Here is a 22,043-nt window from a genome sequence, read left to right as displayed (position 1 = left end):
CCGGAATGGCTTTCCATATAGTTCTGGAAAAGCGTTCCGCTTAGCTCCAGACTACGGCATCGCGGTGACGCCCACCAGACCTCTCGACCCCAGGAGGGCCCCATGCAGTACCGCAGCCTCGGCCGGACCGGCATCAAGGTCAGCCCCTACGCGCTCGGCGCGATGATGTTCGGAGCGATCGGCAACCCCGACCACGACGAGTCGGTCAAGATCATCCACAAGGCCCTCGACGCGGGGATCAACTTCATCGACACGGCCGACGCGTACTCCCGCGGTGAGTCCGAGGAGATCGTGGGCAAGGCGCTCAAGGGCCGCCGCGACGACGTCGTGCTGGCCACCAAGGTGCACCTGCCGATGAGCGACGACCCCAACCACCGCGGCAACTCACGGCGCTGGATCATCGCCGAGGTGGAGAACTCGCTGCGCCGCCTGGGCACCGACCACATCGACCTGTACCAGATCCACCGGCCCGACCCGGACACCGACGTCGAGGACACGCTCGCCGCGCTGACCTACCTGGTCAACTCCGGCAAGGTGCGGGCCATCGGCTCGTCCACGATGCCCGCAGCCGACATCGTCCAGGCACAGTGGGTGGCCGAGCGGCGCGGGCTGGAGCGGTTCCGCACCGAGCAGCCGCCGTACTCGATCCTCAACCGCGGCATCGAGCGCGACGTCCTGCCGGTCGCCCAGCAGTACGGCATGGGCACCCTCGTCTGGAGCCCGCTGGCCGGAGGGATGCTCACCGGCCGGTACCGCAAGGGCCGTGCCAGCGACGCCCACCGGGCCCGGTACGGGTTCGCGCACCTGCAGGACGAGCAGCGCCTCGATGTCGTCGAGCAGCTCATCCCCGTCGCGCAGGACGCCGGGATCCCGCTGAACCACCTCGCGATGGCGTTCGCCATCGCCCACCCCGGTGTCACGTCCGCGATCATCGGCCCGCGCACCATGGAGCACCTCGACAGCGCGCTCGCGGGCGCCGAGGTCAGCCTGAGCGACGAGATCCTCGACCGGATCGACACCATCGTGCCGCCCGGCACCGACATCGGCCGCCTCGACATGGCCTACGACCCGCCGGCCATCCAGCAGCCCACCCTGCGCCGTCGGCCCGCCGAGCAGCGTGCGGCCGCGGCCTGACCCGGCCCCGCTCCACCGTGTGAGAGGAACCGCCATGTCCCATCGCCAGCACCCCCTCGGTACCGGCTTCACCGCCGCCTCCACGGTCGACGACGTCCTCGCGGGCATCGACCTGACCGGCAGGAACGTGATCGTCACGGGCGGTCACTCGGGTCTCGGCCTGGTGGCCACCCGGGCGCTGGCCGGGGCCGGGGCCTCGGTCACGGTCGCCTCGCGCGACCCGGAGCGCGCGGCCGCCGCCGTCGCAGGCATCGAACGGGTCGAGGTCGGCCGGCTCGACCTGCTGGACCCGACGTCGATCGACGCGTTCGTCGAGCGCTACCTGGGCTCCGGGCGACCGCTGCACGTGCTGATCAACAACGCGGGCTACCCGGCCCCGCCGCGGATCGAGCGGGACGCCCGCGGCTACGAGGCGCAGCTCGCCACCAACCACCTCGGCCACGTCCAGCTCACCCTGGGTCTCCACCCGGCGCTCCGGGCCGCGGACGGCGCCCGCGTGGTCACCACCACGTCCGGCGCCCAGCGGATGTCCGACATCCTGTGGGACGACCCGAACTTCACCGCCGGCGGCTACGACCCAGGGCTCGCGTACGCCCAGTCCAAGACGGCGAACGTGCTGTTCACGGTCGAGCTCGACCGGCGCTGGGCGGGCGACGGGATCCGCGCCTACGCGCCGCACCCCGGCATCGTGCCGGCCACGGCCTTCAACCGCTCGGTGGGCCTGGAGGCCCAGCACGCGATGCGCCTGATCGACGACGCCGGCAACCCGGTCATCGACCCGGAGCACGGCAAGAAGACCCCGGAGCAGGGCGCCGCGACGATCGTGTTCGCCGCCACCAGCCCCCTGCTCGCCGGCGTCGGCGGCGTCTACCTCAACAACAGCGACGTCTCGCCGCTGGACGAGGACCCCCGTCCGGTCGACCTCACGGGGGCGGACGCCGACGACGTCCCGGCCGACGTCGTGACGCACTCGATCGACCCGGACTCGGCCCGCCGGCTGTGGGACCTGACGGAGCGCCTGCTCGCGGCGTGACCGCCGCGGGCTGAACCGGGGCGCTCACCCGGGCGCACCCCCCCCCAGCCGCGGGCCGGCGGCGCACACCGAGCCGCGCGGCCGAGCAACGCGTCAGAGCCGCGACCACGCCTCGCTCAGCACGCCCCGCAGGATCTGCTCGATCTCGTCGAACTCCGCCTGCCCGATCGTGAGCGGCGGCGCGAGCTGCACCACCGGGTCCCCGCGGTCGTCGGCGCGGCAGTACAGCCCGGCCTTGAACAGGGCCGGCGTCAGGAACCCGCGCAGCAGGCGTTCGGCCTCGTCGCCGGAGAAGGTCTCGCGCGTGGCCTTGTCCCGGACGAGCTCGATCCCGTAGAAGTACCCGGCGCCGCGCACGTCGCCCACGATCGGCAGGTCGTGCAGCCGCTCCAGGGTGGCCCGGAAGGCGGGCGCGTTCTCCTTGACCCGCCCGGTCAGGTCCTCCTCCTCGAAGAGGTCGAGGTTCGCCAGGGCCACGGCCGCCGAGACCGGGTGCCCGCCGAACGTGTACCCGTGCGCGAAGGTCGTCGACCCGTGGGCGAACGGCTCGAACACGCGGTCGGAGACGAGGCACGCGCCGATGGGGGAGTAGCCGGACGCCATGCCCTTGGCGCACGTGATCATGTCCGGCACGTAGCCGAAGTCGTCGCACGCGAAGATCGACCCGATCCGGCCGAACGCGCAGATCACCTCGTCGGAGACCAGCAGCACGTCGTGCCGGTCGCAGATCTCGCGCACCCGCTCGAAGTACCCGGGCGGGGGCGGGAAGCAGCCGCCGGCGTTCTGCACGGGTTCGAGGAAGACGGCCGCCACCGAGTCGGGCCCCTCCGCCTCGATGAGCACCTCGATCTGGTCGGCGGCCCACCGGCCGAACGCCTTGGGGTCGTCGCGCAGGTCCTCGGACGCCCGGTAGATGTTCGTGTTCGGCACCTTGAAAGCGCCCGGGACCAAGGGCTCGAACGGCTCCTTGAGGCCCGGCAGGCCCGTCACGGAGAGCGCGCCGTGGGTGGTGCCGTGGTAGGCGATGGTCCGCGAGATCACCTTGTACTTGCCGGGCCGGCCCTGCAGCTTCCAGTACTGCTTGGCCAGCTTGAACGCCGTCTCCACGGCCTCGGAGCCGCCGGTGGTGAAGAACACGCGGTTCAGGTCGCCCGGGGCGAGGTCGGCCAGCCGCTCCGCCAGGTCGATGGCCGGCGGGTGCGCGAACGACCACAGCGGGAAGTAGGCGAGCTCGCCCGCCTGCCGGGCCGCCGCCTCGGCGAGCACCTTGCGGCCGTGCCCGGCCTGGACCACGAACAGCCCCGAGAGCCCGTCGATGTACCGGCGTCCGGCCGCGTCCCAGACGTGATGGCCCTCGCCGCGCACCAGCGTGGGCACCCCGGCGTCCCAGGCGGACTGCCGCGTGAAGTGCCCCCAGAGGTGACGGCGGGCGGCGTCGTCCCGCGGGGTTCCCCGCGGCGTGCGGTTGGCCCCGCCGGGGGCGGGGGCAGCGTTCTCGGTCATCGTCGTCCCCCGTCGTCGCGGCTTCCCGACCAGGCTAAGCCGGGTGGGTCAGCGGCGGCTCGTCCAGTTGAAGACCGCCCACCCCGTCACCAGCGCCCCCACGGTGACCAGCGCGGTGGCCGTGACCGCCTGGATCGGGCCGATCAGCGACGCGTCCAGCGCCACCTGGACCGTGCCGATCAGGGCGTACACGCCCGCGAAGACGGTGATGGCCGACAGCGTGCCGTCCATCAGGCGGCGGCGGGACCGCTCGCGCCGGGCCTCCGCCGCGCGCTCGCGGTCGCCGTGCAGCCGTTCGAGGGCCGCGAGCCGGGCAGCGATGGGTTCCTGCAGCAGCTCGCGGAGCCGTTCGGTGACGACGGCGGCCTGCTGCTCGAACCGCGACGCGTGCAGGAGCTGGTTGAGCATCCGGGACTCCAGCGCGGAGGCGAGGAACGTGGGGGAGGTGATGGTGGTCAGGGTCGTGCGGACCTCCGAGGCGAACTCGTGCAGCCGGAGCTGCTCGCGCGTGAGCCGTTCCTTGCGGTCGGCGAGGTCGGCGCCGTTGTTCACGTCGTGGTCGGCGAGCATGGTCGCGACGATCCGCAGGTGGTCGGCCAGGGTGGCGTTCCAGGCGCTGAAGAGCCCGTTGAGGCTGGCCACGAACTCGGCGAGCGACCCGTACTGGGAGATCTTGAAGTGCGCGGTGCCCACCAGCGCGACCGTGGTCGAGTTGGTGGCCACCGCCACGACGTCGCCCAGGTGCCGCACCCCCTCCAGGAGCACGGGGTTGCGCTGGCGCAGGGTCCAGTCGCACAGCGTGGCCGTGCCGTAGGACACGGGCTGCAGCAGCACCTGCGAGCCGAACGCGGCCAGCATCTCGTCGCCCATGGTGACCGGCGTCCGGCGTTCCGGTGGCGCGGCCGGGCCGCGCCCGCGGCTCGCCTCGTAGACGGTGGTGACCACGTGGGCGCGCCCCTGGGCGATCTCGGTGCCCTTGCGCACCAGGTCCGCCGTCGCGCGCTGGAGCAGGTCGGCCAGGTCGAAGAGGCGTTCCGGCGGCAGGGCGCCACCGGGGTCGACGTCGACAGGCGAGCCGTCCAGCGCGATCCACCGCACCCGGATGTCGGCGTGCAGGTTGGACAGGCGGAACCGGGCGTCGCGGACCTGCTGCGGCGACTGGTCGCGCGACGAGTACCGGAACCGCACGTAGTGGTTGCCGAACTCGGTGAACCGCACGTCGCAGGACAGCTCCGCGATGAATGTCCCGTCGGGCTGCTCCAGGCGCACGTTCGGCATCGACAGCGACGCGCCGCCGTAGGGGCGGGCGGCCCGGTCGACGCTCGCCCAGACGTCGTCCATCTTGAGGCGGCCGCGCACCGCGAAGGCCTGGACGCCCAGCAGCTCCGGGTGCTCGTCCCGGTGCGCGAGGCGGCGGATGGCGGTGACGGCGGCGGCCGGCCGCACGTCCCGCAGCCCGAACGGATAGATGTAGACGGTCCGCAGCCGGTCGAGCGTGAGCCAGGTCGAGTCGAGGTTGCGGTGCAGCTCGGTCAGGTGCATGCGGTAGGAGCGCAGCTCGCTGGCCAGGATGTAGTTGAGGTGCCGGTCGGTCTCGGCGGCGCGCAGGCCGTCCAGCGCGGGGCCCAGCCGGTCGGGTTCGCCGGCCATGGCGTCGGACGCCGCCCGCGCGGCCTCGGCCAGGGCGCGGAAGTACCGGACGCGGGTCACGGCCTGGGGTACCAGGGCGCGGCGGAACGGCGACGTCGGGTCGGGGATCGCCCGGGCGGCCTGCAGCAGCTCCCCGCACCGTTCGCCGGCTCGCCCGGCGGCGTCGGCCACGCGCAGCAGGTCGCCCGCGCTGCGGGCGGCCGCCGTGTGCATCTGGGTGATCAGCGTGCGCAGCAGCACGGCGACGGCGTCGCCCTCGGCGCGGCAGACGTCGTCGGGCGCGCGGTCGCGGTACGTCTCCCAGGTCTCGACGAAGGCCCGCAGCGGCACGATGATGCGGCCGTGCCGGAAGGTGTACTGCAGGGCGTCGCTCGCCTGGGACCACAGGTACACGCCGAGCAGCGCGGCGGCCCGCGGCCTGTCGACGACGGCGCGCAGCGCGGCGGCGGTCTCCGGGCCGCGTGGGTCGCCGGGCACGGGGTGGCGGCGGTTTGGCGCGTCGCCGTCGTCGCCCATGTTCCAGCGCGAGGCCGCCCAGATCGCGCTGACGTCCACGCCGATCTCGCGCAGCTGGCGCGCCACGCGCGAGTCGCCGTCGGCCGCGGACCAGGCCTCGGTCTGGAACATCGAGGTCAGGCTCTCCGCGAGGGAGGACGGGCCGTGCGCGTGCAGCTCCCGGAACCCAGGGACGGACGAAACCGACATGTCCACAGGTTAATGACCAGTAACCAATGTTTCAACGAATCACCATGTGCTTGACATGAGGTGAACGTCGGGTGGGCGTCGCGGGGGAGCCGTGCACTTCCCGCCGGGCTGTCAGCAAGGTGTCGTAGTCTCGGTGCCGTGAGCATCGTTCCGCACATCGTTGGTGTGCTCGTCCTGCTGGTGGGCGTCCTGGTCTCGGTCGGTCTGCACGAGCTGGGGCACATGATCCCGGCCAAGAAGTTCGGCGTGCGCGTGAGCCAGTACATGGTGGGATTCGGACCCACCCTCTGGTCGCGCACCAAGGGCGAGACGGAATACGGCATCAAGGCGATCCCGCTCGGCGGGTTCGTGCGGTTGGTCGGCATGATGCCGCCCGCCCCCGCCGGCACCCGGCGCGGCAAGGGCTTCTGGAACGAGCTCGTCGCCGACGCGCGCGACGCGTCGGTCGCCGAGGTGCGGCCCGGCGAGGAGCACCGCGCCTTCTACAACCTCTCGACGCCCAAGAAGCTCGTCGTCATGTTCGGCGGACCGTTCATGAACCTCGTGATCGCGACGTTCCTCATGGCGATCATCCTGATCGGCTACGGCCTGCCCGCCGTCTCCACCACGGTCGCCCAGCTCTCCGAGTGCGTCCCCGCGTCGGTGACGTCCACCGCCACGGGTGACGACTGCGAGGGGCAGCCCGCTGCTCCCGCCGCCGCGGCGGGCCTCCAGCCCGGCGACGAGGTCGTCTCCTTCGGTGGCACCGAGGTGACCGGCTGGCAGCAGCTGGTCGGCCTCATCAACGACTCCGCGGGGCAGGAGTCCGAGGTCGTGGTGCTGCGCGACGGCGAGCGCGTCACGCTCGAGGTCACCCCCGCCCCCACCGAGCGCCCGGTCGTGGACAAGCAGGGCGTCGCGGTCCTGGGCGCCGACGGCGAGCCGGTCGTCGAGCCGGGCGGCTTCGTGGGCTTCTCCCCGCTCCAGGTCCGGGAGCGCCAGCCGCTGTCGCGCGTGCTGCCCGAGGTGGGCAACATGACCTGGCAGACGGCGACCATGGTGGCGACCCTGCCGGTCCGCGTGGCCGACGCGGCCACCCAGGCCTTCACCGACGAGGAGCGCTCGCAGGACTCGGTGCAGTCGATGGTGGGCGTGGCCCGGATCAGCGGCGAGATCATGGCGCTGGACGAGGCGATCCTCGACCGCGTGATGATCTACCTGAGCCTGCTCGCGAGCCTCAACATCGCGCTGTTCGTCTTCAACCTCATCCCGCTGCTGCCGCTCGACGGCGGGCACCTGGTCAACGCCCTCTACGAGGGCGGCAAGCGCACGGTCGCCCGGGTGCGCGGGGCGGCGGTGCTGCCCGGCCCCGCCGACGTCGCCCGCATGACCCCCGTGGCGTACGTGGTGTTCCTGATCCTGCTCGGGGTGGGCGGCGTCCTCGTCGTGGCCGACCTGGTGGATCCCGTGCGGATCACGTGATGCCAGACACCAAGTGCGTTTTGCACCTTCTGAAGCGTGGATACTGATCCTGTGACCGCAATCAGCCTCGGCATGCCAGCAGCACCCCCGCCGGTCCTCGCCCCTCGCCGCAAGACCCGCAAGATCAAGGTCGGCAAGGTGGAGGTGGGCGGTGACGCTCCCATCAGCGTGCAGTCCATGACCACCACGCCCACCACCGACATCAACGCGACCCTCCAGCAGATCGCGGAGCTCACCACGGCAGGCTGCGACATCGTGCGCGTCGCCGTGCCGAGCGCCGACGACGCCGAGGCGCTGCCGATCATCGCGAAGAAGTCCCAGATCCCCGTGATCGCGGACATCCACTTCCAGCCCAAGTACGTGTACGCCGCGATCGACGCCGGCTGCGCCGCCGTCCGCGTGAACCCGGGCAACATCCGCAAGTTCGACGACCAGGTCAAGCAGATCGCCCAGGCGGCCAAGGACGCCGGGGTCTCGCTGCGCATCGGCGTCAACGCGGGCTCGCTCGACAAGCGCATCCTGGAGAAGTACGGCAAGCCCACCCCGGAGGCCCTCGTGGAGTCCGCCGTGTGGGAGGCCAGCCTCTTCGAGGAGCACGACTTCCACGACTTCAAGATCTCGGTCAAGCACAACGACCCCGTCGTGATGGTGCGCGCCTACGAGCTGCTCTCCGAGCGGGGCGACTGGCCGCTGCACCTCGGCGTCACCGAGGCCGGCCCGGCGTTCCAGGGCACCATCAAGTCGGCCACCGCGTTCGGCGCCCTGCTCAGCAAGGGCATCGGCGACACGATCCGCGTCTCCCTCTCGGCCCCGCCGGTCGAGGAGGTCAAGGTCGGCAACCAGATCCTGCAGGCCCTCAACCTGCGCCCGCGCAAGCTCGAGATCGTCTCCTGCCCGTCCTGCGGCCGCGCCCAGGTGGACGTGTACACGCTCGCCGAGAAGGTCACGGCGGGCCTGGAGGGCATGACCGTCCCGCTGCGCGTCGCCGTCATGGGCTGCGTCGTCAACGGCCCGGGCGAGGCCCGCGAGGCCGACCTCGGCGTGGCGTCGGGCAACGGCAAGGGCCAGATCTTCGTCAAGGGCGAGGTCATCAAGACCGTTCCCGAGGCGATGATCGTCGAGACCCTCATCGAAGAGGCGATGCGGATCGCGGACGAGATGCCCACGCCGGAGAATGAGGCACAGGCCGGTTCGCCGGTCGTCTCTGTCGGCTGAGCCGGAGCAGGATCTCGGACTCGGGCGATACTGAAGGGTCGGACTCGAACGGAGCAAGGCATGTCTCGGTGGCGCACCCCGGTTCCGGCCGGGGCGCGCCCTGACGGCCCGTTCGAACCGGGCGAACAGGACATTCGTTCGCAGCTCGACCGCGGCGAGGTCCTCGCCCGGGCGCTGACCCGGGGGGACCTGGCGGCGGCGCTCGCGGTCTGCGCCGTCGACCCCGTCGCGTCGGTGCTCGCCACCGCGCGCCTGGAGATCGCGGCGCGCTCCGGGTTCGGTGCCGCCGCGGGCCAGGCGTGGGGGTTCCCCGCCGTCGGCCCGCTCGAGGCGGTGTGCTGGTCCGGCGCCAACCTGGTGCCCGTGGTCCCGATCACGGACCCGGCTCGGCGCGCGGAGGCGATCGCCGCCTTCACGGCGGTCGCCCGCGTGTACGGACGGCGGTCCTCGTCGATCGTGGGGGAGCAGCGGGCCGCGCTCGCGCTCTGGGAGCGGCTGTCCCCGCACTGGCCGGCGGCCCGGGACATCCGGGCCGACCAGCCGTCGATGGCCATCGGGACGGCGCCCTCGGTGCCGCCCGAGCCCACGGTCCGCCGGTCGGTCCTGGCCGAGCTGGACCTCGTGCTGCCCGCCTGCGTGCGCATGTTCACCGAGGAGGTCGGCTACTCGCCGGTCGCCTCCGGCGGCTCCGCCTACGCGGAGCGCGTGAAGTCGCTCATCGCGGAGGGGCGGTCGTTCGTCCGTCTCGTGCCCGACGTCGCCGGGCGGCCCGCCGTGGCCTTCAAGGCCGAGCTCGGCGCGGTGGCCGGCGGGGTCGCCCAGGTGCAGGGCGTCTGGGTGGAGCCGGCGTTCCGCGGTCGCGGCTGGTCGGAGTCGGGCATGGCGGCGGTGGTCGACGCGACCCGCGCGTCGGTCGCGCCGGTCGTCTCGCTCTACGTGAACGCCTACAACGAGCGGGCCATGGCGGCATACCGGCGGGTCGGCTTCGAACAGGTGGGCACGTTCGCGACGGTCCTGTTCTGACTGTTCGCCTCTGACCCTCCCCTTCGAGGCCTAAGTTTCTTCGCTTTCGAGCGCCGCAAAGCGAAGAAACTTAGGCCTCGAAGGGGAATGGCGGCCCGGCCCACGGCCAGCGCCGCCGGTCAGCGCAGCAGCTTGGACATCCGGCGGTCCGCCAGCGGCTTGCCGCCCGTCTGGCACGTGGGGCAGTACTGCATCGACCGGTCGGCGAACGACACCTCGTGCACGGTGTCGCCGCACGGGACGCCGTTCCAGCCAGGGCACGGCTCGCCGGTGCGCCCGTGCACCCGCATCCCGGCGCGCTTCGCGTCCTTGAGCTCCTTGGCCGGCTTGCCCGACGCCGCCTCGATCGCCTCGGCGAGCACGTCGCCGATCGCGGTGTGCAGCCGGGCGGTCTCCTCGGGCGTGAACGTCCCGGTCAGCTTGTACGGGCTGAACCGGCCGACGAGCAGGATCTCGTCGCTGTACGCGTTGCCGATGCCGGCGATGGCCCGCTGGTCGCGCAGCAGGCCCTTGACCTGCTGGTTCTTCGCCGCGAGCAGTCCGGCCAGCACCTCGGTGGTGAACTCGGGCGCCAGCGGCTCCACACCCAGGGAGGCGATCATCCCGACGTCGGCCGGGTCGCGGACCACGTGCACCGCGAGCCGCTTGCGGGTCCCGGCCTCGGTCAGGTCGAACCCGGAGCCGTCGTCGAGCCGCACGCGCAGCGCCAGGATCGCGCCCCGGCTGGAACCGCCGAGCGATGGCCGGACGGGCTTGGTCGACAGGGCGTCCGACCAGCGCACCCAGCCGCCCCGGGAGAGGTGGAAGACCAGGTGGAGCGGGGCGCCGTCGGGCGCGGCATCGTCAGCGGCGGGGGAGACCGCAAGGTCCAGCCACTTGCCGTGCCTGGCCACGTCCACGACCCGGCCCCCGGCGAGCGCCGATGGCGGCGGGTCGAACGTCTTGAGCGCCGCGATCGAGCCGACCTCCACCGCGGCGACGGTGCGCCCCGTCGTCCGCGCGCGCAGGAAGTCGGCGAGCGCGGCGACCTCGGGCAGCTCAGGCATGGCCTCATCCTCCGCAACTTCCCGGGACACGGCAAGGTAAGCACCGCCAATTCCAGGCGAGCCGTGGGGCTCCGCGCGGATAGGCTGTGCCCCATGTCTTCCGCACGCCTCACTCAGGGCGACGTGCTGCGCATGTCGTCCCTCTTCGTCCGTACCCTGCGCGAGGACCCGGCCGAGGCCGAGGTCGCCAGCCACAAGCTCCTCGTGCGGGCCGGGTACATCCGCCGGGCCGCCCCGGGCATCTACTCGTGGCTGCCGCTCGGCCTGCGGGTGCTGGCCAAGATCGAGGCGATCGTCCGCGAGGAGATGGTCGCGATCGGCGGCCAGGAGGTGCACTTCCCGGCGCTGCTGCCGCGGGAGCCCTATGAGGCGACGGGCCGCTGGGAGGAGTACGGCGCCGGCCTGTTCCGGCTCAAGGACCGCAAGGACGCCGACTACCTGCTCGCGCCCACGCACGAGGAGATGTTTGCGCTCCTGGTCAAGGACCTGTACTCGTCGTACAAGGACCTGCCGGTCACGCTCTTCCAGATCCAGACCAAGTACCGCGACGAGGCGCGCCCCCGGGCCGGCCTGATCCGCGGGCGCGAGTTCATCATGAAGGACTCGTACTCCTTCGACGTCAAGGACGAGGGCCTTGACGTCAGCTACCAGAAGCACCGCGAGGCGTACGAGAAGATCTTCACGCGCCTCGGCCTGGAGTACGTGATCGTCTCCGCGATGTCGGGCGCCATGGGCGGCTCCCGCTCCGAGGAGTTCCTCTCGCCCTCGCCCATCGGCGAGGACACCTTCGTGCGCTCGCCCGGCGGCTACGCCGCCAACGTCGAGGCCGTGGTCACGCCCGTCCCCGAGGCGAATCCGTACGACGACGCCCCCGCGGCCCACGTCGAGGACACGCCGGACACCCCGACGATCGCCACGCTGGTCGACGTCGCGAACGCGAAGTTCCCCCGCCCCGACCGGGCCTGGACCGCCGCCGACACCCTGAAGAACGTGGTGCTCGCGCTGGTGCAGCCCGACGGGACCCGCGAGCTGGTCGTCGTCGGCCTGCCCGGCGACCGCGAGGTCGACCTCAAGCGCATCGAGGCCGCGCTCACCCCGGCCGAGCCCGAGGCCGCCACCGAGGAGGACTTCAAGAAGTTCCCCCAGCTCGTCAAGGGCTACATCGGCCCGCAGGCGCTCGGCCCCCAGGGCGAGCAGGTCGAGGGCGCCGACGGCGAGAAGGTCCCCGCCATCCGTTACCTCCTCGACCCCCGCGTGGTGTCCGGCACCCGCTGGATCACGGGCGCCAACGAGCCCGGCAAGCACGTGTTCGACCTGGTGGCCGGCCGTGACTTCACCGCCGACGGCACCGTCGAGGCCGCCGAGGTGCGACCCGGCGACCCGGCGCCCGACGGCTCCGGCCCGCTGGAGCTCGCGCGCGGCATCGAGATGGGCCACATCTTCCAGCTCGGCCGCAAGTACGCCGAGGCCCTCGGCCTGGTCGTGCTCGACGAGAACGGCAAGCAGGCCGTGGTGACCATGGGCTCGTACGGTGTCGGCGTCACGCGGGCGCTGGCCGCGCTGGCCGAGGCCAACCACGACGAGCGCGGCCTGGCATGGCCGGCCCACGTCGCCCCCGTGCACGTGCACCTGGTCGCGGCGGGCAAGGACGCCGAGGTGTTCGAGGCCGCCGCGAAGATCGCCGAGGAGCTCGCCGCCCGCGGCGTCGAGGTGCTCTACGACGACCGGACCGGCAAGGTGTCGCCGGGCGTGAAGTTCAAGGACGCCGAGCTGCTCGGCGCCCCGCTCGTGGTCACCGTGGGCAAGAGCCTGACCGACGGCGTGGTCGAGGTCCGGCCGCGCGCGGGCGAGGCGGAGCAGTTCCCCGTGGCCGGCATCGTGGACGCCGTGGTCGAGCGCGTCGAGGCCCTGCTCGGCTGAGGCCGAGGTCGGGGCCGACCGTCAGGCGAGCTCCGGCATTCCCGGGAACGGGACTGCCGGAGCGCCCCACCGGGCGCCGGCGAGCGTGGAGTCCGTCAGGAGCGCGACCAGCACGGCGCGCGTGCCCGGTTCGGCGATGCCGACCAGCGAGGCGTAGTTCTGCGCCAGGCCGTTCTCGAGGTCGCGGGCGAGGTCCGTCGTGGTGATGTCGGTTCCAGGCACCGCATAGGCGACGCGCCGCGGGTCCTGGTCGGTGCCGTCCGTCCCGGCGGCGACGGCCCAGTCTTGGGCCCGCGCGCGGTGCACCACGGCGCGCTCGTGCGCCTGGGTGCGGATCGGCTCGTCGGCCTGCGCCGCCCGCACCTCGAGCGCGTAGGCCGCCGTGTCCTCGGCCAGGATCAGGGCGCTCAGGTCCTCGGCCGCGAGCCCGGTGGGCAGCACGGCGGTCTCCTCCTCCTTGGCCGACGCGGGCGTCGCCGAGCCCTCGTCGCCCTCGCTGGGCTCCGGGGCGGCGTCGGCGGGCTCGGGGATCTCGGTGGGCGGCAGCGCCGGGCCGTCGGCCCCGGTGAGCTGCGCGAGGGTCCTGGCGTGCTGCGTCTGCGACGTGGAGATCGAGGCGAGCAGCCGGCCCAGCGGTCCGGACGGTGCCTGGTCGGCCGCCGCCCGGGTACGCGTCGCGGCGTCGCCCAGCGACACGACGACGGCCCGGGGCGTGGGCTCCCGGGTGGTGGCGGAGGGCGAGGAGCCGGAGTCCTCGGCCACGATGTCGCCGAGTCCGGAGTCGTACTCGCCGCCGAGCTCCTCCGCCTGCGCGGTCGCGGTCTCGGCGATGACGGTGAGCTCGGCCTCCACGTCGGCCCTGATCCCGTCCGACGTCGCGGCGGTCGAGGCCTGGTCGGCCACCAGCAGCGCGTCGGCCACGGCGGTGCGCCGCAGGACCTCCGCCGCGTCGGGCACGGGCTCCGTCGGCGGCGGCGTCTCCAGCCGCAGCCCGCAACCTGAGAGAATGATCGCGCAGGTCAGGGCCAGCGCAGTCAGGCCTGACCGGCGTCGGGAGCGGGCCGTGCGGCCGTAGGGGTTCATCGGGGCCGATGATGCCATGTTCTGGAACCCCGTTCGTGCCCGACCGGTTGCGGTCGGGTCACGGACATCACGTTCTTCGCGAAGTGCCGAGGTCCGACGCTTCGTTAGGCTTGACGCAGACAACAACAGCACATCGGTCGAACCGTTCCGGCTCGAACCGTGCCCCCGCCCGGGGGAGCCGACGGGAGGCAGTCGATGACACAGCAGGCGGATGCGGTCCGCGAGGTGGTGGGGCCGGTGGTCGAGGCCGCCGGGCTCTACCTCGAGGAGGTGAGCGCCACCCGGGCGGGCAGCAAGTCCGTGGTCCGGGTCACCGTCGACCTGCCGGACGACGCCGTGGGCAGCCTGGACTCCGACGTCCTCGGCGACGTGTCGCGCGCGATCTCCGCGGCGCTGGACACGGACGACGTCGTCGCCGGTGCCTACACGCTCGAGATCTCGACGCCGGGCACCTCCCGGCCGCTGACCGAGCTGCGGCACTTCAAGCGTGCCCGCACGCGGATGGTGACGCTCAAGCTCACCGACGGCGGCCGGGTCGAGGGCCGGCTGACCGACGTGCTCGACGACGCCGTGCTGGTGCTCGACGACGACCGGCACGTCCCGCTCGGCGACGTCGCGCGGGGCAAGGTCGAGGTCGAGCTGCGACGGCTCGAGGACGCCCAGGATGCCGAGGATTCGGAACTGGGCGAGAGTGCAGGTGAAGACACCGACGAGGACTCGGACGGTGCCGCTACGGACAACACGACCGAGGGTCACCCCGGCCGCAACGAGGAAGGCTGACATGGACATCGACATGAGCACGCTCCGGATGCTGGAGCGCGAGAGGGACCTCAGCCTGGACGTCCTCGTCGCGGCCATCGAGCAGGCGCTCCTCTCGGCCTACCACCGCACCCCGGACGCCTACAACCGGGCCCGGGTCGAGGTGGACCGCGCGTCGGGCCACGTGACGGTGTGGGCGCGCGAGGAGCTGCCCGTCGCCGCGGACCCCGAGGACCCGGACGCGCGCCCCGTCGTGGAGCTCGGGCCCGAGTTCGACGACACGCCGCAGGACTTCGGCCGCATCGCGACCGCGACGGCCCGCCAGGTGATCGTCCAGCGGCTGCGCGACGCCGAGGACGACCAGGTGCTCGGCACCTTCCGCGGCAAGGAGGGCGAGGTCCTGGCCGGCGTCATCCAGCAGGGCCGCGACCCGCGCATGGTGCTGGTGGACGTGGGCGGGACGGAGGCGGTGCTGCCGCCGCACGAGCAGGTGCCCACCGAGGAGTACGTGCACGGCGAGCGCCTGCGCGCCTACGTGGTCGAGGTCAGCCGCGGAATGAAGGGCCCCCAGATCACGTTGAGCCGTACGCACCCGAACCTGGTGCGCAAGCTCTTCGAGCTCGAGGTCCCGGAGATCGCGGACGGCTCGGTGGAGATCACAGCCATCGCCCGCGAGGCGGGGCACCGCACCAAGATGGCCGTGCGCTCCCGTGTGTCCGGGCTCAACGCCAAGGGCGCGTGCATCGGCCCGATGGGCGCCCGGGTGCGCGCCGTGATGGCCGAGCTGCACGGCGAGAAGATCGACATCGTCGACCACAGCGACGACCCCGCGTCCTTCGTGGCCAGCGCGCTGTCGCCGGCCCGTGTGTCGTCGGTCACAGTGGTCGACGCCGATGCGCGTGCCGCGCGGGCGATCGTCCCCGACTACCAGCTCTCCCTCGCGATCGGCAAGGAGGGCCAGAACGCCCGGCTCGCCGCGAAGCTGACGGGCTGGCGGATCGACATCCGCTCGGACGAGGCGGCGGACGCCGACGCAGGTGGCGCCGCCGCCGACGCGCAGAGCGGTCGGTAACGCCCGGTGGGTCGGCGCGGTAGACTGTCCGAGTCTGGGCCACGCGCCCGTCTTTCGACACACCCCGTTCCGCCTGTCATGGGCCCGGTGCGTACGTGTGTCGGGTGCCGGGGGCGCGACCAGCGGTCTGCACTCCTGCGTCTGGTGCTGGATTCTCCGACGCACGGTGTCGACGTGGCAGAGCCACGGCGCATCGTGGTCGATGTCCGTGCCTGTCTGCCGGGTCGCGGTGCCTGGGTTCACCCGGAGCCGCAGTGCCTGGAGCTCGCCGAGCGCCGCAGGGCCGTCCCCCGCGCACTGCGCGCCGACGGACCCCTCGACCTCGGCGGGGTACGAGCACACCTCGGCCGGTGAGGGGATGCCGACCGCAAGACCGTCCCGACCGGGCGTCACACCGCGCCCGGCCGAATCATGAAGTTCGTCGACAAGGAAGCGGGTCAGAAGCCGATGGGCACCCGATGAGTCCCCAGCGATGAGTACGCAGTCCTAAAGGTGGTCCTCCCTGTCCCGGGATGGACCGAGACAGGAGAGATGTGGCAAAGATCCGCGTTCACGAGCTGGCTAAGCAGCTCGGAGTGGAGAGCAAGACCCTGATGGGCGAGCTGAAGGCCGCGGGCGAGTTCGTCCGCTCGGCCTCCTCGACCCTTGAGGCCCCCGTCGAGCGAGCGATGCGCGACAAGTTCCCGGTCGGTGGCGCCGCCGGCGCGTCCGACAAGGGCGCTGCGGCGAAGCCGGCCGTGAAGAGCGCGCCGAAGCCGGCCGCGAAGCCCGCGGCCCGGAAGCCCGCCGAGGCGGCTCCTGCCCCGGCGCCCGCGCCGGCCCCCCGTTCCGAGGCGGCACCCGCATCTGCGCCCGCCCCGGCACCGACCCCTGCGCCGGCGGCTCCCGCCCCGGCTCCGGCGGCCGAGCAGACCCCTGTGGCCCCTGCGGCGTCGGCTACGCCGGCCGCCGCGGCGCCCAAGCCCGGCGCGCCGAAGCCGGCTGCCGCGGCACCCAAGCCTGGTGCGCCCAAGCCCGCCGCGACGCCCTCGGGTGCGCGTCCGGGTGGTCGCGACGGCGGCCGTGGTGGCCGTCCGGGCGGTGGCAACCCGCGCCCGGGCAACAACCCGTTCGCGACCAGCCAGGGCATGCCCCGTCCCGGTGGCGGCCGTGGTGGCCGCCCGGCGGCCGGTGCCGGCGAGCGTCCCGGTGGCGGTAACCCGCGCCCGGGCAACAACCCGTTCGCGACGAGCCAGGGCATGCCCCGCCCGGGGCAGCGCCCCGAGCGCACGGAGTCGGCCGGCGAGCGCCCGGGCGGCCCCCGTCCCGGTGGCCCGCGTCCCTCGGCGCCCCGTCCCGGTGGCACCGGTGGCGGTGGCCCGCGTCCGAACCCCGGCATGATGCCGGGCAAGACCAACATGCCGCGTCCGGGCGACCGCCCGGCGCCGGGTGGTGGCCGTGGTCGCCCCGGTGGCGGCGGCGGTGGCCGTCCCGGTCCTGGTGGCGCCGGCGGTGCCGGTGCTCCGGGTCGTCCCGGTGGTGGCGGCGGCGGCTTCGGCGGCCCGCGCCGGGGTGCCGGTGGTCGCGGTGCGACGCAGGGTGCCTTCGGGCGCGCCGGCGGCAAGCCGGTCCGCGGTCGTAAGTCGCGCCGGGCGAAGCGCCAGGAGTTCGAGGCGATGCAGGCCCCGTCGCTCGGCGGCGTGCAGGTTCCCCGCGGCAACGGCAGCACGGTCGTGCGCCTGCGCCACGGTGCGTCGCTGAACGACTTCGCCGACAAGATCGACGCGAACCCCGCGGCGCTCGTGACCGTCCTGTTCCACCTGGGCGAGATGGCCACGGCCACCCAGTCGCTCGACGAGGACACGTTCGGCACGCTCGCGAACGAGCTCGGCTACCAGATCGAGATGGTCTCGGCCGAGGAGGAGGACCGCGAGCTGCTCGGGTCGTTCGACATCGACCTGGAGGCCGAGGAGGCAGGGGAGTCCGACGACGACCTGGCCGCCCGTCCGCCGGTCGTGACCGTCATGGGTCACGTCGACCACGGTAAGACCAAGCTGCTCGACGCCATCCGCAAGTCGGACGTGGTGGCGGGCGAGCACGGTGGCATCACGCAGCACATCGGTGCCTACCAGATCACGCACGAGCACGAGGGCGTCGAGCGCGCCATCACGTTCATCGACACCCCGGGTCACGAGGCGTTCACCGCCATGCGTGCCCGTGGTGCCCAGGTCACGGACATCGCGATCCTCGTGGTCGCGGCCGACGACGGCGTGATGCCGCAGACGGTCGAGGCCGTGAACCACGCGCAGGCCGCCGGCGTGCCGATCGTCGTCGCCGTCAACAAGATCGACGTCGAGGGCGCCAACCCGGCGAAGGTGCGTCAGCAGCTCACCGAGTACAACCTGGTGGCCGAGGAGTACGGCGGCGACACGATGTTCGTCGACGTCGCGGCCAAGCCGGGGATCGGCATCGACGACCTCATCGAGGCCGTCCTGCTGACCGCCGACGCGGCCCTCGACCTGCGTGCCAACCCGTCCAAGGACGCGCGCGGCGTCGCGATCGAGGCCAACCTCGACAAGGGTCGCGGCCCCGTGGCCACGGTGCTGGTCCAGTCCGGCACGCTGCACGTCGGCGACTCGATCGTCGCCGGCACGGCCCACGGCCGTGTGCGTGCGATGTTCGACGAGCACGGCAACGCGGTCGACGCCGCGACGCCGGCCCGTCCGGTCCAGGTGCTGGGTCTCACCAGCGTCCCGAGCGCCGGCGACACGTTCCTCGTGGCGCCGGACGACCGCACGGCACGTCAGATCGCCGAGAAGCGTGAGGCGGCCGAGCGCGCCGCGACGCTGGCCAAGCGCCGCAAGCGGATCAGCCTCGAGGACTTCGACACCGAGCTCAAGAAGGGCAAGGTCGAGAGCCTCAACCTCATCCTCAAGGGCGACGTGTCCGGTGCCGTCGAGGCACTGGAGGACGCCCTGCTCAAGATCGACGTGGGCGAGGAGGTCGAGCTGCGCGTCATCCACCGTGGTGTGGGTGCGATCACGCAGAACGACGTCAACCTGGCCACCGTCGACAGCGCCGTGATCATCGGCTTCAACGTGAAGTACGGCGAGCGCGTCGAGGAGCTGGCGGAGCGCGAGGGCGTCGACGTCAAGTTCTACTCGGTCATCTACCAGGCGATCGAGGACGTCGAGGCGGCCCTCAAGGGCATGCTCAAGCCGGAGTACGAGGAGGTCCAGCTCGGGACCGCGGAGATCCGTCAGGTCTTCCGCTCCTCGAAGTTCGGCAACATCGCCGGTTCGGTGATCCGCTCGGGCACCATCCGACGCAACTCGAAGGCGCGTGTGCTCCGCAACGGCACCGTGGTGGGGGACAACCTCACGATCGAGTCGCTGCGTCGCGAGAAGGACGACGTCACCGAGGTCCGCGAGGGCTTCGAGTGCGGTATCGGTCTCGGGTCGTTCAACGACGTCACCGAGGGCGACATCATCGAGACCTTCGAGATGCGCGAGAAGCCGCGCGACTGACACCACTGTCGCCGAGTCAGCATGCTGGTCCGTCCAGATCCCGGGAGTTCCCGGGGTCCGGGCGGACCAGCATGCTGACTCAGCGACGTCGGAAAGGACTGGACCATGGTCGACAACCCGCGGGCTCGTAAGCTCGCCGACCGCATCAAGGTGATCGTCGCGCAGATGATCGACACGCGGATCAAGGATCCGCGGCTCGGTTTCGTGACGGTCACGGACGTCCGGGTCACCGGCGACCTGCAGAACGCCTCGGTGTTCTACACGGTCTACGGCTCGGACGAGGACCGCGAGGGCACGGCCGCGGCGCTGAAGAGCGCCACCGGCCTGATCCGCTCGGAGGTGGGCAAGCAGACGGGTATCCGCCTGACGCCGACCCTCGAGTTCCACCTCGACTCCGTGCCCGACACGGCCGCGAACCTCGACGCCGCACTGATCGAGGCCCGCAAGCGTGACGCCGAGCTCGAGGCGCTGCGTGCCGGTGCCCGGTACGCGGGCGACGAGGACCCCTACAAGAAGCCGCGCGAGGACGACGCCGAGGCTGAGTGACCTCCGGCCCCACGCTCGCGCGTGACATCGACGCCGCCTGCCGCCTGACCGGGACGTTCACGCTCCGGTCGGGCCAGGCGGCGTCGTCGTGACCAAGGCCGACCTCGCCGCCGCGCGGCACTCCTGAGCCGCGCGATACTGGGACCCATGACTTCCCCCACCTCGCAGGCTCCCGCGCGCCGTCCCACGGCCGCCGACGGGTTCGTCGTGGTCGACAAGCCGCAGGGCTGGACCAGCCACGACGTCGTCGGGCGGATGCGGCGCCTGGCCGGGACCCGCAAGGTCGGCCACGCCGGCACGCTCGACCCGATGGCGACCGGCGTGCTCGTGCTCGGGATCGGCAAGGCGACGCGCCTGCTCACCTACGTGGTCGGCGCCGACAAGGACTACGACGCCACGATCCGGCTGGGCGTGGCCACGACCACGGACGACGCCGAGGGCACGGTCGCCGCCGTGGCCGGCCCGGACGCCGTCGGGCGCGTGGACCGGGCGGCGCTGGACCCCGCGGTCGCCGATCTCACGGGCGACATCCTGCAGGTGCCCACGTCGGTGTCCGCGATCAAGGTGGACGGCAAGCGCGCCTACGCACGGGTCCGGGCCGGGGAGGAGGTCGCGCTCCAGGCACGACCGGTCACCGTCTCCCGGTTCGAGGTCCTGGACGTCCGGGCGGCCACCGCCGTGGTGCCCGACGGCGACCTGGGGGACACCGCCGTGGACGACCCCGCGTCCGCGGACCCCTCCGCGGAGCCGGGTGTCGCCCCCACGGCCGCCGAACCCGGCGACGGCCCCACCCGGGAGGTGCCTGTGGTCGACGTCGACGTGCGCGTCACCGTCTCGTCCGGCACCTACGTGCGCGCCCTGGCCCGCGACCTCGGCGCGGCCCTCGGCACCGGCGGCCACCTGACCGCGCTGCGCCGCACCCGCGTGGGTGGCTACCCCCTGGCCGGCGCCCGCACGCTGGAGGAGCTGGAGGCGCAGGCCGACGCCGACGGCACGCTGGCCACGCTCTCGCTCGCCGAGGCCGCGCGCGGCACGTTCCCGGTGCGCGAGCTCGACGAGGCCGAGGTGCGCGCGCTCGGCTACGGCCAGTGGGTCGAGCCGTCGGGGCGCGCCGAGGTCGTGGCCGCGCTGTCGCCGTCGGGCACGCTCGTGGCGCTGCTGGAGGACACGCGGCGCCGCGGCGAGAGCCTCGCCAAGCCGGTCCTGGTGCTCGAACCCGCGCCCTGACCGGGCCGGCGCGCGCCGGGCACGGCCCCGGTCGGGCTACGCTTGACGACCGGTGCGGATGTCGCGCGAGCGGCCCTAGCGCCTGCGCCACCCGATTCATGAGGAGCAACCCGCGTGCAGCTGTGGACGGACCTGGAACAGGTTCCCCCGGGATTCGGGCCATCAGTGGTGACGATCGGCAACTTCGACGGCGTCCACCGCGGCCACCAGGCGGTGCTCGACCGCATCCTCCGGCTCGCCCGGAGCGACGCGGCCAGCGCCGTCGCCGTGACGTTCCATCCGCACCCTTCCGCGGTGCACCGGCCCGACTCGGCCCCGGAGCTGATCACGGGCCTGGAGGACCGCCTCGCGCTCATGGAGCGCACCGGCCTCGACGCGACCCTGCTGGTGAACTACACCCTCGACTTCGCCGCCCAGACGCCCGAGGAGTTCGTGTCCCGCTATCTGGTCGACGGCCTGCGCGCCCGCACCGTGGTGGTGGGGCACGACGTGCGCTTCGGCAAGCAGAACGCGGGCACGCTGGCCACCATGGTGGAGCTCGGCGGGCAGCACGGGTTCGAGGTCGTGGCCATCGAGGACGTGGGTGACTCGGCCGGCGAGGGTGACGGGCACCAGCGGTGGTCGTCGACGGCGGTGCGCGCGCTGCTCGCCGAGGGCGACGTCGACCAGGCCGCCGACGTGCTCGGCCGCCCGCACCTCGTGCGCGGCACTGTGGTGCACGGCGACGCGCGGGGCCGCGAGATGGGCTTCCCGACCGCCAACCTCGGCGACATCACCGGCCTGGTCCCGGCGGACGGCGTCTACGCGGGCTGGCTGCGCCGCGGCACGGCCGCGACGTGCGCGAGCCTCGCCGGGCCCGAGCACGACCGGGCGACTGCCTCCGGCGCGGGCCTCGGGCAGGAGGAGATCCTGCCCGCCGCGATCTCCGTCGGCACCAACCCGACGTTCGACGGCGTGGAGCGCCGCGTCGAGGCCTATGTGCTCGACCGGACCGACCTCGACCTGTACGACCAGACGGTCGTGCTCGAGTTCGTGGCGCACCTGCGTCCCACGCTGCGGTTCGACGGCATGGAGCCGCTGATCGCCCAGATGAACGACGACGTGGCGCGGGCCCGCAAGATCCTGCGGCCGTAGGGCGGATGCGGTCTCCGTAAACTAAG

17 protein-coding genes are annotated in these 22,043 nt (G+C 72.7%); 13 read left to right on the top strand and 4 right to left on the bottom strand.

Annotation, left to right across the window (positions count from 1 at the left end):
• Positions 1-102 precede the first annotated feature (102 nt).
• Together AB0I29_RS18640 and AB0I29_RS18635 are read left to right on the top strand one after the other, a co-directional pair.
• Complete coding sequence (locus tag AB0I29_RS18640) at positions 103-1,134, top strand: aldo/keto reductase (protein ID WP_357484170.1); 1,032 nt, start codon at positions 103-105, stop codon at positions 1,132-1,134.
• 34 nt (positions 1,135-1,168) lie between these two features.
• Entirely contained in the window at positions 1,169-2,167 is a 999-nt protein-coding gene (locus AB0I29_RS18635; protein WP_357484167.1) for an SDR family NAD(P)-dependent oxidoreductase, read from the top strand.
• A 93-nt stretch (positions 2,168-2,260) separates the two neighbouring features.
• Here the strand turns inward: AB0I29_RS18635 and AB0I29_RS18630 are convergent, their stop codons facing one another.
• Together AB0I29_RS18630 and AB0I29_RS18625 are read right to left on the bottom strand one after the other, a co-directional pair.
• A complete protein-coding gene (locus AB0I29_RS18630; RefSeq protein WP_357484164.1) occupies positions 2,261-3,670 on the bottom strand; it encodes an aspartate aminotransferase family protein in 1,410 nt (469 codons plus the stop codon).
• 48 nt (positions 3,671-3,718) lie between these two features.
• A complete protein-coding gene (locus tag AB0I29_RS18625; RefSeq protein ID WP_285105053.1) occupies positions 3,719-6,025 on the bottom strand; it encodes a hypothetical protein in 2,307 nt (768 codons plus the stop codon).
• Positions 6,026-6,163: 138 nt separating this feature from the next.
• On the opposite strand from AB0I29_RS18625, the gene AB0I29_RS18620 reads away from it, so the two are divergent.
• The 3 genes from AB0I29_RS18620 (at position 6,164) to AB0I29_RS18610 (ending at position 9,724) form a co-directional block, all read left to right on the top strand.
• Entirely contained in the window at positions 6,164-7,486 is a 1,323-nt protein-coding gene (locus AB0I29_RS18620; protein ID WP_357484159.1) for a site-2 protease family protein, read from the top strand.
• A 72-nt stretch (positions 7,487-7,558) separates the two neighbouring features.
• Complete coding sequence (ispG, locus tag AB0I29_RS18615) at positions 7,559-8,701, top strand: flavodoxin-dependent (E)-4-hydroxy-3-methylbut-2-enyl-diphosphate synthase (protein ID WP_285105307.1); 1,143 nt, start codon at positions 7,559-7,561, stop codon at positions 8,699-8,701.
• A gap of 60 nt (positions 8,702-8,761) precedes the next feature.
• Positions 8,762-9,724, top strand: a complete 963-nt coding sequence (locus AB0I29_RS18610; protein ID WP_285105048.1) for a DUF4081 domain-containing GNAT family N-acetyltransferase — start codon at positions 8,762-8,764, stop codon at positions 9,722-9,724.
• Positions 9,725-9,843: 119 nt separating this feature from the next.
• On the opposite strand, the gene AB0I29_RS18605 is transcribed toward AB0I29_RS18610, so the two are convergent.
• Positions 9,844-10,770, bottom strand: coding sequence for a DNA-formamidopyrimidine glycosylase family protein (locus tag AB0I29_RS18605; RefSeq protein WP_357484154.1), 927 nt, complete (start codon positions 10,768-10,770; stop codon positions 9,844-9,846).
• Between the two features lie 93 nt (positions 10,771-10,863).
• Between AB0I29_RS18605 and AB0I29_RS18600 the strand changes: the two genes are divergently transcribed.
• Positions 10,864-12,690 (top strand): proline--tRNA ligase, encoded by a 1,827-nt coding sequence (locus AB0I29_RS18600; RefSeq protein ID WP_357484151.1) that lies wholly within the window; start codon positions 10,864-10,866, stop codon positions 12,688-12,690.
• A gap of 21 nt (positions 12,691-12,711) precedes the next feature.
• Here the strand turns inward: AB0I29_RS18600 and AB0I29_RS18595 are convergent, their stop codons facing one another.
• Positions 12,712-13,791, bottom strand: coding sequence for a DUF4439 domain-containing protein (locus tag AB0I29_RS18595; protein WP_357484148.1), 1,080 nt, complete (start codon positions 13,789-13,791; stop codon positions 12,712-12,714).
• A gap of 177 nt (positions 13,792-13,968) precedes the next feature.
• On the opposite strand from AB0I29_RS18595, the gene AB0I29_RS18590 reads away from it, so the two are divergent.
• The 7 genes from AB0I29_RS18590 to AB0I29_RS18560 all read left to right on the top strand — a co-directional run bounded on the left by AB0I29_RS18590 (position 13,969) and on the right by AB0I29_RS18560 (position 22,017).
• On the top strand, positions 13,969-14,553 hold the full coding sequence (locus AB0I29_RS18590; RefSeq protein WP_285105041.1) for a ribosome maturation factor RimP: 585 nt from the start codon (positions 13,969-13,971) through the stop codon (positions 14,551-14,553).
• Position 14,554: 1 nt separating this feature from the next.
• Positions 14,555-15,604 (top strand): transcription termination factor NusA, encoded by a 1,050-nt coding sequence (gene nusA / locus AB0I29_RS18585; RefSeq protein WP_285105038.1) that lies wholly within the window; start codon positions 14,555-14,557, stop codon positions 15,602-15,604.
• 78 nt (positions 15,605-15,682) lie between these two features.
• Positions 15,683-15,958, top strand: a complete 276-nt coding sequence (locus AB0I29_RS18580; protein ID WP_350224580.1) for a YlxR family protein — start codon at positions 15,683-15,685, stop codon at positions 15,956-15,958.
• Positions 15,959-16,137: 179 nt separating this feature from the next.
• Entirely contained in the window at positions 16,138-19,110 is a 2,973-nt protein-coding gene (infB, locus tag AB0I29_RS18575; RefSeq protein WP_357484143.1) for a translation initiation factor IF-2, read from the top strand.
• A 105-nt stretch (positions 19,111-19,215) separates the two neighbouring features.
• The gene (gene rbfA / locus AB0I29_RS18570; RefSeq protein ID WP_285105031.1) at positions 19,216-19,656 is read left to right on the top strand and encodes a 30S ribosome-binding factor RbfA; all 441 of its coding nucleotides are present in this window, start codon (positions 19,216-19,218) and stop codon (positions 19,654-19,656) included.
• Between the two features lie 147 nt (positions 19,657-19,803).
• Positions 19,804-20,883, top strand: coding sequence for a tRNA pseudouridine(55) synthase TruB (truB, locus tag AB0I29_RS18565; RefSeq protein WP_357484139.1), 1,080 nt, complete (start codon positions 19,804-19,806; stop codon positions 20,881-20,883).
• Positions 20,884-20,997: 114 nt separating this feature from the next.
• A complete protein-coding gene (locus AB0I29_RS18560; RefSeq protein WP_285105025.1) occupies positions 20,998-22,017 on the top strand; it encodes a bifunctional riboflavin kinase/FAD synthetase in 1,020 nt (339 codons plus the stop codon).
• The last annotated feature ends 26 nt before the right edge of the window (positions 22,018-22,043 follow it).

This window comes from Promicromonospora sp. NPDC050262 (genome assembly GCF_040655935.1).
Taxonomy (GTDB): domain Bacteria; phylum Actinomycetota; class Actinomycetes; order Actinomycetales; family Cellulomonadaceae; genus Promicromonospora.
The sequence above is the reverse complement of the archived record's forward strand: the minus strand, read 5'-3'. Positions and strand labels throughout refer to the sequence as shown.